At 62.5% G+C, this 15,199-nt stretch carries 15 protein-coding genes; 9 read left to right on the top strand and 6 right to left on the bottom strand.

The features are described from left to right. The 5 genes from M1E05_RS14655 to M1E05_RS14635 form a co-directional block, all read right to left on the bottom strand. On the bottom strand, window positions 1–960 hold the full coding sequence (locus M1E05_RS14655; RefSeq protein WP_461163356.1) for a D-2-hydroxyacid dehydrogenase family protein: 960 nt from the start codon (window positions 958–960) through the stop codon (window positions 1–3). 198 nt (window positions 961–1,158) lie between these two features. Further along, window positions 1,159–1,560, bottom strand: coding sequence for a universal stress protein (locus M1E05_RS14650; protein ID WP_458113798.1), 402 nt, complete (start codon window positions 1,558–1,560; stop codon window positions 1,159–1,161). A gap of 65 nt (window positions 1,561–1,625) precedes the next feature. Further along, the gene (locus M1E05_RS14645) at window positions 1,626–3,251 is read right to left on the bottom strand and encodes a tripartite tricarboxylate transporter permease (protein ID WP_458113799.1); all 1,626 of its coding nucleotides are present in this window, start codon (window positions 3,249–3,251) and stop codon (window positions 1,626–1,628) included. Further along, the gene (locus M1E05_RS14640; protein ID WP_309107714.1) at window positions 3,252–3,764 is read right to left on the bottom strand and encodes a tripartite tricarboxylate transporter TctB family protein; all 513 of its coding nucleotides are present in this window, start codon (window positions 3,762–3,764) and stop codon (window positions 3,252–3,254) included. Next, window positions 3,761–4,771, bottom strand: a complete 1,011-nt coding sequence (locus M1E05_RS14635) for a Bug family tripartite tricarboxylate transporter substrate binding protein (protein WP_309107713.1) — start codon at window positions 4,769–4,771, stop codon at window positions 3,761–3,763. Before M1E05_RS14635 ends, M1E05_RS14640 begins: the two co-directional genes overlap by 4 nt. 265 nt (window positions 4,772–5,036) lie before the next feature. Here M1E05_RS14635 and M1E05_RS14630 point away from each other — a divergent pair, with 265 nt between their 5' ends. Beyond that, window positions 5,037–6,614 carry a sensor histidine kinase gene (locus M1E05_RS14630; protein ID WP_458113800.1) on the top strand — a complete coding sequence of 526 codons (1,578 nt, stop codon included), beginning with the start codon at window positions 5,037–5,039 and terminating at the stop codon, window positions 6,612–6,614. Next, entirely contained in the window at window positions 6,611–7,282 is a 672-nt protein-coding gene (locus tag M1E05_RS14625) for a response regulator (RefSeq protein ID WP_458113801.1), read from the top strand. Before M1E05_RS14630 ends, M1E05_RS14625 begins: the two co-directional genes overlap by 4 nt. A 14-nt stretch (window positions 7,283–7,296) precedes the next feature. Here the strand turns inward: M1E05_RS14625 and M1E05_RS14620 are convergent, their stop codons facing one another. After that, window positions 7,297–8,799: a lipase maturation factor family protein gene (locus tag M1E05_RS14620; RefSeq protein ID WP_461163355.1), complete on the bottom strand. Its 1,503-nt coding sequence runs from the start codon at window positions 8,797–8,799 to the stop codon at window positions 7,297–7,299. 72 nt (window positions 8,800–8,871) lie between these two features. On the opposite strand from M1E05_RS14620, the gene dxr reads away from it, so the two are divergent. The 7 genes from dxr to M1E05_RS14585 all read left to right on the top strand — a co-directional run bounded on the left by dxr (window position 8,872) and on the right by M1E05_RS14585 (window position 15,183). Then, window positions 8,872–10,089: a 1-deoxy-D-xylulose-5-phosphate reductoisomerase gene (gene dxr / locus M1E05_RS14615; protein ID WP_458113803.1), complete on the top strand. Its 1,218-nt coding sequence runs from the start codon at window positions 8,872–8,874 to the stop codon at window positions 10,087–10,089. A 16-nt stretch (window positions 10,090–10,105) separates the two neighbouring features. Beyond that, window positions 10,106–11,434 carry a M50 family metallopeptidase gene (locus tag M1E05_RS14610; protein ID WP_461163354.1) on the top strand — a complete coding sequence of 443 codons (1,329 nt, stop codon included), beginning with the start codon at window positions 10,106–10,108 and terminating at the stop codon, window positions 11,432–11,434. A gap of 96 nt (window positions 11,435–11,530) precedes the next feature. Further along, a complete protein-coding gene (locus tag M1E05_RS14605; RefSeq protein ID WP_461163353.1) occupies window positions 11,531–12,247 on the top strand; it encodes a MarR family transcriptional regulator in 717 nt (238 codons plus the stop codon). Then, window positions 12,229–12,780 (top strand): hypothetical protein, encoded by a 552-nt coding sequence (locus M1E05_RS14600; RefSeq protein ID WP_458113806.1) that lies wholly within the window; start codon window positions 12,229–12,231, stop codon window positions 12,778–12,780. The genes M1E05_RS14605 and M1E05_RS14600 overlap by 19 nt, the downstream gene beginning before the upstream one ends. 47 nt (window positions 12,781–12,827) lie before the next feature. Further along, window positions 12,828–13,121, top strand: a complete 294-nt coding sequence (locus M1E05_RS14595) for a YciI family protein (RefSeq protein WP_458113807.1) — start codon at window positions 12,828–12,830, stop codon at window positions 13,119–13,121. A gap of 45 nt (window positions 13,122–13,166) precedes the next feature. Beyond that, entirely contained in the window at window positions 13,167–14,333 is a 1,167-nt protein-coding gene (ispG, locus tag M1E05_RS14590) for a flavodoxin-dependent (E)-4-hydroxy-3-methylbut-2-enyl-diphosphate synthase (RefSeq protein WP_458113808.1), read from the top strand. Then, window positions 14,296–15,183 carry a GNAT family N-acetyltransferase gene (locus M1E05_RS14585; protein ID WP_458114459.1) on the top strand — a complete coding sequence of 296 codons (888 nt, stop codon included), beginning with the start codon at window positions 14,296–14,298 and terminating at the stop codon, window positions 15,181–15,183. Before ispG ends, M1E05_RS14585 begins: the two co-directional genes overlap by 38 nt. The last annotated feature ends 16 nt before the right edge of the window (window positions 15,184–15,199 follow it).

Below are 15,199 nucleotides of genomic sequence, written 5' to 3'. Positions count from 1 at the left end.
CTAAGCCAGTCTCCGGAGCGGGGAGCCGTCGAGCCAGGCCCTGACATCCTCGAACGCCCCACCGAGGAAAGCCCTGTAGCTCTCATGGGTAACGTAGCCCAGATGGGGAGTCAGAACTGTCCTCGGGGCATCGAGGAGCGGGTGCCCAAGCAGAAGCGGCTCCTGATCATAGACGTCGAGCGCGGCTCCGCGGATGTGCCCAGCGTGAAGGGCATCGAGGAGGGCCTGCTGGTCCACCAGCGGGCCTCGCGAAGTGTTCACGAGAACGCCGTCGGGTCCGAGGAGACGCAGTTCCCGTTCGCCCACGATGCCCTCGCTCCGTTCGGAGAGGCGCAGGTGGAGGCTCACGACGTCGGACTTCCGGAAAAGCTCGTCCTTGCTGACTTTCCGTACGCCGGCGGCCGCTGCGGTCTCTTCGGTCAGGTTCTGGCTCCATGCCAGCACCTCCATGCCGAAGGCCTTCCCGTAGGCGGCGATCCTGTGTCCAATCTTGCCAAGACCCACGATGCCCAGCGTCTTCCCTGACAGCTCGAAACCCACGGTTCTCTGCCACCGGCCATTCCGCAGGGAGGTTTCTTCTGCGGTGAGATTGCGGGTGAAGGCCAGCAGCAGGGCCCAGGTCAGTTCCGGGGCGGCAGTGGGGGAGCCGCCCGTGCCGCAGACAACCACCCCCTTCTCTTTAGCGGCCTCCAGATCGATGGCAGCGTTGGCGGCACCTGTAGTGACAAGCAATTTCAAATTCGGCAGTTTTTCGAGGACCTGGCGGGGGAAAGGGGTCCGTTCGCGCATGGCTACGATGACCTCGAAGTCTGACAGTGCAGCGGCGACTGCACTGTCGGAGCCAAGGGGGGTGTTGAATATTGTCACCTCCACCCCGTCGGCGGCCAGGGAACTCCACGGGGCGAAGTCCTCAGCCACGTTTTGGTAGTCGTCAAGAATGGCCAGGCGGAACCTTGTCATGGAGTCCTTCCCAGCGGCCCGGTGGGAGCAGCTGAAGGGGTAGCCGTTGCACGGTTAGTAGATGAATCGATTATGAGGGCACTCTGCATCTGACAGCAGCAGGCGGCGGGTGGAAAGTGATTCCTTTCCACCCGCCGCCTGCACTCGGCGTTCGCTACGCCGTCGACGTTCCTATTGCATCCAATGCCGGAGGTGCCCCTAGTGAGCCGGAGCGGCCTTGACGGCAAGAATCGGGCAGTCTGCCTCGAGCAGTATCTGTTGTGAGGTGCTTCCCATAATCAGTTTCCCGACTGGGGTGCGCCTCCGAAGGCCGATGACGACGAGGTCGGCACGGTGCTGTTCCGCGGCCTGAAGCACCTCTGTGGCGGCATCGTTCCCGCGCACAGGCTGCTGGATGATGTGCTCGATTCCTTCCTTCTTCAGGCGCTGCTCGATGCTGGCGATGTCCTCCACCTGGGCGTAGCGCTTGTCCACGAGGGCGTCCCCGCGGGAGGAGTTGATGATGACGAGGAGCGCTTTGTTTTTTCGCGCCTCGGCGATTGCCGCTTCCAGTGCTGCTGCCCCTTCGGGCGTGGGAACGTAGCCAACGATGATGCTCACTGTTTCTCCTGTGGTCTGTGGTTTGTGCCTTGTGGTCTTCTGGCGTGGAGGGGAGTGGGTACTGCCTACCCGTCGCCGTCGCCCGCATCGCCGCCGTCGGCGCCATCTTTTCCGTCGGAGCGGTGGCCGGCATGGGTGACATTGCCGCGGGTGACGTCTGTCGGTTCGGATCCACGCGTGTCGTTCGCGGACAAGAGGCTGGGGACCGGATGGTTGCGGCGCCAGAGCTTCATCAGCAACGGGAAGATGAGGATGACCGCAATGATGATGTACACAACGACGGCAACTGGTTCACTAAGAAGCCCAGCCGGATCTCCGTTAAACAGCTTGATAGTCCTCCGAAGTTGTTCTTCGATACGCGGCCCGAGGATCACACCGAGGATGAGAGGCAGCACGGGGAGCCCGAAGCGGCGCATCATGAATCCCAATGCACCGAGCACCAGCAGTAGCACCAGGTCGAACGCCTGCAGGTTTACCGAATAGGCGCCCAGCGTGGCGAAGAACAGGATGCCCGCATACAGGTACGGCCGCGGGAGCTGCAGGATTTTTGCCCACATCGGAGCCAGGGGAAGGTTGATGAGCAGGAGGAGGAAGTTGCCGATGAAGAGGCTCGCGATCAGGGCCCACACCAGCGGTCCCTCGCTCTCGAACAGCTGCGGTCCCGGCTGGATGCCGAACTGGATGAACGCTGCGAGCATGACGGCCGCGGTAGCATTCGTGGGCAGGCCCAAGGCCAACAGGGGCGTCATGGTGCCGGCGGCAGCGGCGTTGTTGGCTGCTTCCGGCCCCGCAACACCTTCGATAGCACCCTTGCCGAATTCCTCAGGATGCTTGCTGAGGCGCTTCTCGGTCACATAGGAGAGGAACGTGGGGATCTCTGCTCCACCGGCGGGAAGGGCACCGAAGGGGAAGCCGAACGCCGTTCCGCGGAGCCAGGGCTTCCAGGACCGTTTCCAGTCCTTTTTACCCATCCAGGGACGGCCAACAGGGATAACCTGCAACGGAGTGCGTCGCATGTGGGCGGCCACCCATAGTGCCTCGCCCAGGGCGAAGATGGCCACGGCCACCACCACGATGTCCAGGCCGTCAACCAGCAAGGGCTGCCCGAAGGTGAGTCTTTGCTGGCCTGTGACTTTGTCCATGCCCACCAGACTGATCGCCAGACCGAGCCCCAGGGAAGCGAAGCCCCTCAGTCTCGATGAGCCGAGGACTGCCGTCACAGCAAGGAGGGCAAGAATCATGATGGCAAAATAGCTCGGGGAGCCCAGACTGACGGCGAACTCCACGACGACCGGCGCGAAGACTGCCAGCAGTGCGGTGCCTATGGTGCCGGCGATGAAAGAGCCAATCGCCGCTGTTGCAAGGGCTTGCGCGGCCCTGCCGGCCTTCGCCATCTTGTTGCCTTCGATGGCTGTGACCACCGACGACGATTCGCCCGGTGTATTCAGCAGAATCGAGGTGGTGGAGCCGCCGTACATACCGCCGTAGTAGATGCCGGCGAACATAATGAACGCGCTGGTGGGTTCAAGGACGGTCGTGACCGGGAGCAGCAAGGCGATGGTCATGGCGGGGCCAAGGCCCGGCAGCACGCCTACGGCGGAACCCAGGATGACGCCAATGCAGGCGTAGAGGAGGTTCATTGGCGTCAGGGCGGTGGCAAAGCCGTCCATGAGGGAGGAGAGAACATCCATTTAGAGAACCCCCTTCAGGAGACCGGCCGGCAGCGGGATGCCCAGGCCGAGGTAGAAGCCGTAAAACGTCAGGACGGACAGGGCCACCGAGATGAGGCCGTCACGGATATAGTGCCGGCTTCCGAGGGCCCACGCGCTGCCCCAGAACAGGACTGTTCCCGAGATCACCCAACCGGCCCAGTCAATGAGCAGGATGTTGGCGACGAACGCTCCGACCAGCGGCAGGACGGTTTTCCAGTCGGCGGGATGCGAGAGATCCACGTCCTCGCCGCCTTCGGCTTCACCCTGCCCGCCGCGCAGCACGTTCAGTGCCAGCAGGACGGAGCAGACGATCAGCAGGCCGGCCACGATGTACGGCAGGGTCTTCGGTCCCACCGGATCTGACTGGGAATACGGGGTTACCAGGCGAAGGGCGTCCACCAGGACGACGACGCCCGCCGCCCCGAGCAGGAGGGCTACCCCAAGCTCGGAGCGGCCTTTGAGCCTGGAAGTCAAAGATGGTGAGGAGCTCACGCCAAGCCAAGCTTCGTGAGAACGTCAGCCACCCGCTTGTCCTGCTCGCTCAGGAAGGACTCGAACTCGTCACCGGTGATAAAGGCGTCGGTCCAGCTGTTCTTCTTAAGGGCTTCTTTCCAGCCCTCGGTGCCGTGCATCTTTTCGAGGGCGGCAATCAGCTTGGCCTTGTCGTCGTCGGTGATTCCCGGAGGAGCCACAATGCCGCGCCAGTTGGTGAACTCCAGGTCGATGCCGGATTCCTTCAGCGTGGGTGCGTCAACACCCTCAAGGCGCTCGGCGCCGCTCGTTGCCAGAACGCGGACCCCACCTGATTTGATCTGCTCAAGGTACTCGCCAGCGCCGGAAGCAGCGAAGCCGATTTTGTTGCCCAGGATGGCAGGGAGAAGGTCTCCACCACCGTCGTAGGCCACATAGTTCACCTTGGTGGCGTCAATTCCAACTGCTCCTGCCAGCTGCATGGGCAGCAGGTGGTCGGGGCCTCCCGGGGAGGAGCCGCCACCGACGCTGATGGAACCGGGGTCTGCCTTCCACGCGGCCACCAAGTCATCGATGGTCTTGTAGGGCGAATCCTTGCTGACCATGATGGCGCCGGGCTCTTCGATGAGCTTGGCCAGCGGGGTGGTGTCCGTCAGCTTGGACTCTGACTTGTTGGTGTAGCTCGCGCCCACCACACCAAGGCCCATGAGCATGGTGAGATCGCCATTGCCCTTTTCGTTGACAATGCGGGCCAGGCCCACAGTTCCGCCGGCACCGGCAAGGTTGAAGACCTCAGTGTTGGTTGCAACCTTCTCGTCGTCGAGAACCTTGGCTGCCACGCGGGCAGTGGTGTCGTAACCGCCGCCCGGGGTGTTGGGGACCATGATCTGGAGCCCTGTCACCGGCCCGGCAGCAGCGCCGGGGGTAGATGTATTGGTGGAGCTGCCACCGGTGGCACCGCAACCGGTGGCCATCAGGGCGATGCCGGCGGCGACGGCGGCAATTCGCAATGCGCGGTTCTGGCGCATGGTGTTCCTCTTCTCGCTAAAATGATCAGCAAAACTGACTGGTGATCCGATGCTAGGCCCAAGGGTGATGTGCATCACGCTTTTGTAAGCAGAAAAAGTTAAGTTCATTGCGTTCACGTTTCCGGCGTCCCACTCCCGAAACGCTGCGGTAGAGTTCCGGTAGCCAGCGCGGACACGCACCGGATTACCCAATCGCCGCTACTGCAGAACCAGCAGACCTGCTGAACCACCAGAGGAAACAACCACAGTGACTCGACGTAGAGGAATGTCCCTCGCTGGTCAGTACCTTGTTCTCCAGTTGCTGATAGTCCTTGCCGTCCTGGTGGCCGTGGTGGCCATCTCGCTAGCGCAGAGCGCCGCCGCCTTTGAACGGATCGAAGGACGCCAGGCTTTGTCCGCCGCCGAGGCCCTTGGCAGTAATCCAACAGTTCGCACGCTGCTGCCATCCGCCGAGCCGCGGGAAGGCGCGGCCCTTCCCGCCGTGGCAGAGTCCGTCCGTTCAGTTTCCGGAGCAACCCAGGTTGCGTTGGCCAGGCTTGACCGGACTGTGGTGGCCTCGTCTGATCCAAGCCTGCTGGGCCAGCCCCTGGAACTTGGCGAGAGCCGGGTGTTGCAAGGCAGGTCATGGACAGGGGTTGTGGATGAAGCCGGCAGCGTCTTCCTGTCCGCCCATGTCCCTGTTCTCGACGACAAGGGAGACATGATCGGCATTGCGTCAGTGAGCCGTCACTACCCGTCCATGCTGGAGCGGCTGAGCGATGCCGCCCCGAATCTCCTGACCTACCTCGGTGTGGCCAGTGTGCTGGGTGTTGCCGGATCCCTGCTGCTGGCCCGGAGGGTCAAACGGCAGACCCTGGGCATGGAGCCCAGTGAAATCACCGGGCTGGTTGAAAACCGTGAGGCAATGCTGCACGGGCTGAAGGAGGGCGTGGTGGCACTCGATCCCAATGAACGGATCACCGTGGCCAACGACAGCGCCCGTGAACTGCTGGGCCTGCCGGCTGACTGCGTGGGCAAGAACCTGGCAACGCTCCCGGTGGACGCGGCCTTAAAGGACGTCCTCACCCGCGAGCAGTCAAGCCCGGACCAACTGGTCCTGGTGGGTGAGCGGCTGTTGGTGCTGAACCGGGTGTCCATCCGCTCGCGGGGACGCGACATCGGGTCCGTCACCACGCTCCGCGACCGCACCGAGCTGTCCTCCCTGGAGCGTGAGTTGGGCGCCACCCGGACGGCGACCGATACCCTGCGGGCCCAGGCGCACGAATTTGCCAACCAGTTGCACGTCATATCAGGTCTTATCCAGATCGGTGAGTACGATTCGGTGGTGCAGTTTGTCAATGGCGCCACCCTGGACCGGACCAGGCTTAACGATGAGGTCACCAGTCGGATAGAGGATCCGGCGTTGGCTGCCCTGCTGATAGCCAAAACCAGCCTTGCAACCGAGCGCGGAGTCACTCTGCAGCTGGACCCGGATTCCTTGCTGGGACGCGTGGATGACGCACTGTCACGGGACCTGGTAACGGTCGTCGGAAACCTCGTGGATAACGCTCTCGACGCCGTTACGGGCAGGACGAAGGCAATAGTTAAGGTGTCGGTGGAAGAGGGCGACGACGACGTGACAGTCACCGTCCGCGACTCCGGCCCGGGCGTCTCCCCGGACGCCGCGGAAAAGATCTTCCGGCAGGGGTTTACCACCAAACAGCACAGCAGCGAGGAGGGCCGCGGCTTCGGCCTCGCGCTCTCGCGTGTGGTCTGCCGAAGGCGCGGCGGCGAGCTGTCTGTTGCCAATGATGGAGGAGCAGTGTTCAAAGCGGAACTGAAACAGCGGAGGCTGGAGCTGTGATCAAAGTCCTGATAGTCGACGACGACTTTATGGTGGCGAAGGTGCACGCCGGTTTCATCCAGCGGACCCCTGGATTCGCCGTCGTTGGCGCTGCCCATACTGGTGCTGACGCCATCCTGAAGACCAGGGAGCTGCAGCCCGACCTGGTTCTTTTGGACATCCATCTGCCGGATGTGAACGGGCTTGACCTCATGCTGCAGCTTCGCGAGGTTGCTCCCAGGCTCGACGTGCTTGTTATCAGTGCAGCGCGGGAGGTGGAAACGGTGCGTCGTGCCCTGCGGGGTGGCATCGTCCACTACCTCATCAAGCCGTTCTCCCAAACGGATCTGCAGGAACGGCTGGAGCACTACCGGATCGCCTACCAGGGCCTGGATTCGTCCAAAAACGTCGCAGAGCAATCCGACGTCAACCGCTTGTTTGGGGTAGAGGGCGGTCAGCGGCCTCTGCCGAAGGGCTGCAGCCCGGAAACTTTGGAGCGTGTGGAGCAGGTGCTTGGCTCCTCTGATACTGATCTGTCTGCCGCCGAGGTGGCTGATCTGCTGGGTACATCCCGCGTGAGTGCCCGGCGCTACCTGGAGTATCTCAATGACGAAGGCAGGGTGGACGTGCGGCTCAAATACGGCGCGGGGCGGCCGGAGCGCCGGTACGCCCTTAAGCCGGCTGCCTGACGTTCTGCTTCCGTTTATTGATCCGGTGGCAAAGACAGCGGTGGTATCACTTCGTAGAGAGGTGTCCTGATCCAGCGCTGCCTTGTCTCCCGGTACTCCGCCCGGGTGGAGAAGCGGTAGAGGCAGCTGCGGACGCGCACCCAGCGGGGGCGGGCGCCGTCGAACGGGTCATAACGCAGCAGCTTCAGAACCTGGCGGTCAGCTTCAAGGAGTTTGCCAAGGAAAGCGTAAAACCACTCCTCATGCACAGTGCGCAGGGGCAGGAACCACATAAGCCAGTCCAGCCTCAGGTGGTACGGAGCCCACTGCCTCGGCAGCCTGTACACATCTCCGGGCTTTCCCTTGAAGCCGTACTCGCGCCAGTCGCCATCGTCCGGATCCTCAGTGAGGGTCCCCTCCACCACCATCTCGATGCGCTGCTTTGTCACTGTGCCGAAAGCGCCGTAAGTGTTGACGAGTTGCCAGCGGTTGAAGCTGGCGTTCATGAGCTGGCGATGGGCGAAGAGATTGCGGATGGGCCAGTAGCTCAGCACCACGAGCAGGAGGGAGGCAGCCAAGACAATGACCAGCCACCACAGGGGAGTATCGCTGGCCGCTCCCGCTCCCGCTGCCGAATGCTGTTCCGCGGGGTGCAGGTCCAGCGGAATGGCCGGCACCAGGGAGTGGAGCACCGAATCACTAATCGCGGAAAAGGCGAGCACGATGGGGATCCAGTTGAGCCAGGCGAAGTTCCCGGTGGCCACAAGCCACAGCTGGGTGAAGATGATGATGCCGGCCGCGATGCTCGCCAACGGCTGGGGGGCGAACAGGAAGAAGGGGACCACCAGCTGGGCGAAATGATTCCCGAGGACTTCCATCTTGTGCAACGGTTTTGGCAGGAGGTGCGCCTGCCTGCTCAGCGGGCCCGGCATAGGCTGGGTTTCGTGGTGGTAGTACAGCGCCGTCAGATCCCGCCACTCGCTTCCGCCCCTGATCTTGATCATGCCGGCGCCGAATTCGAGACGGAACAGCAGCCAGGCGAGCAGGATGAGGATCGTCTTAGGCGGCGCAGTCTGGTTGGAGCCAAGGAAGGCCACGATAAAGCCCGCTTCCAGCAGCAGGATTTCCCATCCGAAACTGTAGAAGGTCTGGCCCACGTTCACGATGGACATGTATAGCAGCCACAAGGTAAGGAACGCGATCATGGGAAGCCACGGCGGCCCGAGCTGCGGAAGGCCGGCCACCAGCGTCACGGCGATTGCCATCCCCGTCAGGCAGACAGCCCTCAACAGGCGGTCCGAGTAGCGCCAGCGGAAGAGCGTTGGCATGGCCATGCGTCCATAACGTCCCAGGAACCGGGGAGTGGGGAGCAAGCCGTGTTCGCCCAGCAGCGCCGGAAACTGATTCATGCCGGACAGGAACGCGATGAAGTAAACCGCGGCGATGCCCCGCTGCAGTACTTCCCGGGCAATCCCGTAGTCCGGCGCGTCGAACCAACCCACCCAGTCCACATCATTTAAGCTACGCCGGCTGCGCATACCGTCAATCCTTCGGACTTGAAAGCAGGACAGCCGGGACGGAGCCCCTTCGCAGTGCGGGATACTTGAATCATGCAGATTTCGGGCGCCAGCCATTCCACTTCAGGGCAGCCACGCAGAATTGTCCTCCTCGGGTCCACGGGTTCCATCGGTACCCAGGCGATCGAAGTGGTCGACGGCGCTCCCCACCTTTTCCGGGTTGTAGCCCTCAGTGCCGGGGGCGGAAACCTGGAACTTCTTGCCCGGCAGGCGGTCCATACGGGTGCCCAGGCTGTAGGTATCGCGGATGGCGACGGTGCTGAACTTCAGCGCCTGATCAAGGTTGCCGCCGGCGCAGCGGGCATCGTTGGCTACCAGCCCGAAATCATCACGGGGGCAGATGCCTCCACGCGGATCGCTGAGGTGGAGGCCGACGTCGTCCTCAACGGCATCACAGGTTCCATTGGCCTTGCGCCCACCCTTGCAGCACTGAAGTCAGGCGCCATCCTTGCCCTGGCCAACAAGGAATCCCTGATTGTGGGCGGTTCCCTCGTGAAGGCCGCTGCACGCGAAGGCCAGATTGTTCCGGTGGATTCCGAGCACTCCGCGATCGCCCAGTGCCTGCGGTCCGGGTCGGCGTCAGAGGTTGACCGGCTCATCCTTACGGCCTCCGGTGGCCCGTTCCGCGGAAAGTCCAGGGAGCAGCTTCACGATGTCTCGCCGAGCGACGCCCTGGCCCATCCGACCTGGGATATGGGGCTTATGGTCACCACCAACTCGGCCAGCCTGGTCAACAAGGGGCTGGAAGTCATCGAGGCGCACCTGTTGTTCGATATCCCGCTGGACCGGATCGACGTCGTGGTCCATCCGCAATCCGTAGTCCATTCCATGGTGCAGTTCGTCGACGGTTCCATCATTGCGCAGGCTTCCCCACCTGACATGCGGCTGCCGATCGCGCTCGGAATGGGATGGCCGGACCGGGTGCCGGGCGCGGCCCGCCCGTGTGACTGGACCAAGGCCACCAGCTGGACCTTTGAACCGCTGGACGTCACCGCTTTTCCCGCCGTGGACCTGGCCAAGGATGCAGCCAAGCAAGGGAGCACCTTCCCGGCAGTCTTCAACGCCTCCAACGAGGAAGCGGTGGTGGCCTTCCATGCGGGGAAAATCCGGTTCACGGACATTGTGGATACGATCGAAGCCGTCCTCAGTGAACATTCAGGGTCTTCCCTGCTGTCTGTTGAGTCCGTGCTGGATGCTGAAAAGTGGGCACGTGCGCGGACCCATGAACGTTTAGCTATGAGCAGTCTCTAGGAAGCAGCAGCCAAGCATGAACCCCGTCCTCCTTTTTATCCTCGGTGTCGTTTTCGTGGCCATCGGCATCGCAGTGTCTATTGCGCTTCATGAACTGGGGCACCTGCTGCCGGCGAAGCTGTTCAAGGTTCGCGTCACCAAATACATGATCGGCTTTGGCCCCACGCTCTGGTCCACGCGCAGGGGCGAGACTGAGTACGGTTTCAAAGCCATCCCCCTGGGCGGCTATGTGTCGATGATCGGCATGTATCCGCCCAACAAAGAGGACGGGGCGGTACGTCCCTCCAGCACGGGAATGTTCCAGACCCTTGCCAGCGAAGCGCGATCCGTGGCTCACCAGGAAGTCGGGCCAGGCGATGAGGGGCGTCTCTTCTATCAGCTGCCTGTATGGAAGAAGATCATCATCATGCTGGGCGGGCCAGCTGCCAACCTGCTGATAGGCCTCGTGCTCACAGCCGTGCTGCTCATGGGCTTCGGCATTGCAACTGCCACCACCACAGTTGCCGACGTCTCCAGGTGCCAGGTCAAGGCTGGCGAGACGGTCGATCCGGATTCCCCGGATTGCACGCTCACCCCTGCCGCTGCGGCCGGGCTTAAGCCCTTGGACACCATTACGTCCTTCGACGGCAAACCTGTCACCAGTTGGGAGCAGCTGACCGGCTGGATTCGTGAATCGGCAGGCAGGGAGGTCACCATCACGGTGGAACGCGACGGCGCTCCCGTCACCACTACCGTCACTCCGGTTCTCTCCGCCCGCCCGATCATCGGTGAGGACGGAAGGCCGGCGCTGGACGCTGAAGGACAGCCGCGCTATCAGGAGGTGGGATTCCTTGGCATCGGAGCCCAGACGGCACTTGTTCAGCAGCCGGCGTCCTCTGTGCTGCCCATGGCAGGGGAGAATATACGGCAGGTAGCCGGCGTCGTCCTTAACCTCCCGGCAAGGGTGGCGGGCGTTGCGCAGGCGGCCTTCAGCGAGGAACCACGTGACCCGAACGGTCCTATCAGCGTCGTGGGCGTGGGCAGGGTGGCCGGTGAGGTGGCGGCCATGGAGCAGGTACCTGTTCAATCGAGGCTGGCCGTTTTGGTCGGGCTTCTGGCCGGCTTGAACTTCGCGCTCGCTGTGTTCAACCTGATTCCGCTGCTTCCCCTGGATGGCGGGCACGTGGCAGGCGCCTTGTACGAGGGTGCACGACGGAGGGTGGCCAAGCTCTTCGGCAAGCCGGATCCTGGTGCCTTTGACATCGCCAAACTCCTGCCCGTGACGTATGTGGTGGCGGTCCTGCTCATGGGAATGGGGGCGTTGTTGATTTATGCCGACATCGTTAAGCCCATCAGCATTTTCTGATACCCCTTTAGCCCATTCCTCAGCCGCAAACGGCTGTTTACAAGATATCAGCCAAAAATGATTGATATTTGATTATCAGCCATTTACGGTTGAGGTATGTTCGTTTTGACTATCGACCAGCGCGGCAGCACGGCGGATGTTGATCGCGTCCCATCGCTGCTCCAGGACGTAGCCCCCTTGACCACGTCGGGAACGTTTGAGCGCTCGGTGGGTGATGAAATTCAGGGGGTTGTACAGGATCCTGGCGAAGCTGTGGCAATCGCGCTTCATGCTTTGAGGCGGGGGCACTGGTATGTGGGCATTGGCATGGGTCCAGTGGACATGCCGTTGCCTCAAAGCCCGCGGGAAGGGTCAGGTCCGGCTTTCGTAGCGGCCCGGCATGCCGTGGAGAGGGCTAAGGCCGCCGCCGGCCATGTCCCATTGGCAGTTCTGCCGGGCATGCCGATCCGCATGGAAACTGACGGCGCCCCCACTGCGGACACACGCGCCTCGCACGCCGCTGCTGCCTGCGCCAACGCAGAGGCGGTATTGCGCCTCATCGGGCGGCTGATCCAGGAACGCAGTGAGGCGCAATGGAAAGTGGTCGACACCCTCGCGGCCGTCCAGCAGGGCCGCGAGGCCAAGCATGGCAGCCAGAAAATCGCTGCCCGCCAACTGGGAATCACGGAGCAGTCGGTGAGCCGCGCAGTGCTGCGGTCCGGATGGCAGGAAGAATGGGCGGCAAGGCCTGCCGCTGAAATGCTGCTGGCCCTGGCACACCAGATCATCACGACTGAAGGGACGGGAGCAGACGCGTGGACGCTCTTTGGGTAACGCTGGCCATGGTCTTGGCGGGATTCGCCGGCTGGCCGGTTACCGCGCTGGTTTTCCGCCTCGCCAGGACGATTGATGACAAGGCGGATGCTGGCACCCGTACGGCCCGGAACACTGCCAAGGCAGACGACGGCGACGACCCCTCAGCCGACGTTACCGTTGACGGCGAAATCACGGTGCCGGCCGGACCGTCGAAAGCCGAGGACGCAGTTCCTGCAAGGGATCAACCTGGTACTGGCCAACCTGAAGAGCCCGCACCGGGCAAGGTTGACAATGGAGCCCCTGCAGCCTCCACGCGGATCCTTCGGGGCGGGGCGATCATCGGTATCCTTGAGCGGCTTGCTGTCTGCCTGGCCATTCTGGGAGGACAACCCGTCGCCATCGCGTACGTCGTTGCAATCAAGGGGCTCGGACGTTTTGCCGAGCTGAAAGAGACGCCAGTTGCCGCCGAACGCTTCATCATTGGAACCCTTACGTCCATGTTCTGGGCTGCCGGTATTGCCGCCTTGGCCAAGGTCTTGTTTCTGAGCTGACTTCGGCCGGATGGGTACTCTGGCGGGCGGCGAGATAGGGTAGCCCTATGACTGTTTTTGCTGTTGAGTACGTATACGACGCCGACTCCGGGCAGGTCCGTGATGCCCACCGGCCCGCCCACCGAGAATGGCTGACCGCTCTTGCCGGGGAAGGCGTGCTACTCACCAGCGGACCCTACTCCGACGGTGCGGGAGCCCTGTTGATTTTCAATGCCTCAGACGACGCCGCCTTGAGTGACCTCCTGCAACAGGATCCGTTCGCTTCGGCACAGGTAATTTCGGCCATCCGCATCACCGAATGGAACCCGGTTATCGGCCTGCTTTCAGAGCACGCAGCCTAGTCCAGTCCGGACCACAACCCACACATCTTGAAACAAGGAGTCCACGTGACCTCGGTCAGCCTGGGAATGCCGTCAGCACCACCGCCTGTTCTTGCCCCGCGCAGGAAGACCCGCCAGATCAAGGTAGGCTCGGTCGGCGTCGGCTCCGATTCGCCCATCAGTGTGCAGTCCATGACCACCACGCCTACAACGGACATCAACGCAACGCTCCAGCAGATCGCGGAGCTGACAGCGTCCGGTTGCGACATCGTACGGGTTGCCTGCCCGTCCGCGGACGATGCGGAAGCCCTCCCCATCATCGCCAGAAAGTCCCAGATTCCCGTCATCGCTGACATCCACTTCCAGCCCAAGTATGTCTTCGCGGCCATCGAAGCCGGTTGTGCTGCGGTACGCGTGAACCCGGGAAATATCCGGAAGTTCGATGACCAGGTCAAGGAAATCGCCAGGGCAGCCAAGGATCACGGGACATCCATCCGAATCGGCGTGAACGCCGGGTCACTGGAGCCGGGCATCCTCAAAAAGTACGGCAAGGCCACTCCTGAGGCCCTCGTGGAATCGGCAGTCTGGGAAGCGTCACTGTTCGAGGAGCATGGCTTCCATGACTTCAAGATCTCTGTGAAGCACAATGACCCCGTCATCATGGTGGCCGCCTACGAGATGCTGGCCGAGAAGGGCGACTGGCCTCTGCACCTTGGTGTGACCGAGGCCGGCCCGGCCTTCCAGGGCACCATCAAGTCCGCGGTGGCCTTTGGTGCGCTCCTCTCCAAGGGGATCGGCGACACCATCCGCGTCTCCCTCTCCGCTCCGCCGGTGGAAGAAATCAAGGTGGGCAATCAGATCCTGCAGTCCCTGAACCTCCGCCCACGCAAACTCGAGATCGTTTCCTGCCCGTCCTGCGGCCGTGCCCAGGTTGATGTCTATACACTGGCTGAACAGGTTACGGCAGGACTTGAGGGCATGGAGATTCCGCTCCGGGTTGCTGTTATGGGCTGTGTGGTCAATGGACCGGGCGAAGCGCGCGAAGCGGACCTCGGCGTAGCCTCCGGCAACGGCAAGGGCCAGATTTTCGTCAAGGGGGAAGTCATAAAGACTGTTCCTGAGAGCGAAATTGTTGAGACACTGATCGAAGAGGCCATGCGTATCGCTGAAGAGATGGGGGAGGCCGATGGCGAAGATGCTGTCAAGGGTAGCCCCGTGGTTAGCGTCTCGTAAGGACGGATACCCAGCCGGCACTTCCGTGCGGGTACTGGGCGGGGCCGACACCGCCAAGCTCCAGGAACTCGCCCGGCAGGACGTTGTGGCAAATGTGTTTATCCTCGCGCACCTGGATAGCACGGGAACGGCGGCACCCACCTCCGGTGGAGCGAACGTTTTGGGAGTGTTCGACGGCGAGGACCTGGTGGGTGCGTGCTGGGCAGGCGCTAACCTGGTGCCCATCCAACTTGATCCGGATCTTGCAGGCGCCGTCGCTGCCGCAGCCTATGGATCAGGCCGCCGGTACGCCTCCATTTTTGGTCCTGCCGAGACTGTGCTCGCCATGTACGAACGGCTCGAGGACCTGGGTCAGTTGGCCCATGATGTCAGGGCCATCCAGCCCCTGCTGACACTGACAGGCCCGCCCACAGTGCAACCCGACGTCCACTTGGGCTTCAGCCGGTTCGATGACTTCGACCGCATCCTGCCGGCCTGTGCTGCGATGTTCGAAGAAGAAGTGGGGTACTCACCGTTCCTGGGTGGACGGGAGTTCTACAGCCGGAGAGTTGAAGGACTGATCCGGCAAGGACACTCGCTGGTCCACCTCAACAATGACGGTGAAGTGGTGTTCAAAGCCGAGCTGGGGGCGGTGACCCCGGAAGTAACCCAGGTGCAGGGCGTTTGGATGAATCCGTCGTACCGCGGCAAAGGGCTGAGCGCAGCCTATATGGCCGCCGTCGTAACCCACGCACAGCAGCTCGCACCGGTCACGAGCCTTTACGTTAACGACTACAACAGCCGCGCCAGGGCCACCTACGAACGCGTGGGTTTCCATCAGGTGGGTACGTTCGCTACAGTGCTCTTTTAGCTCAGTCACGGAGTGC

Source organism: Arthrobacter sp. R4-81 (genome assembly GCF_054792365.1).
The sequence above is the reverse complement of the archived record's forward strand: the minus strand, read 5'-3'. Positions and strand labels throughout refer to the sequence as shown.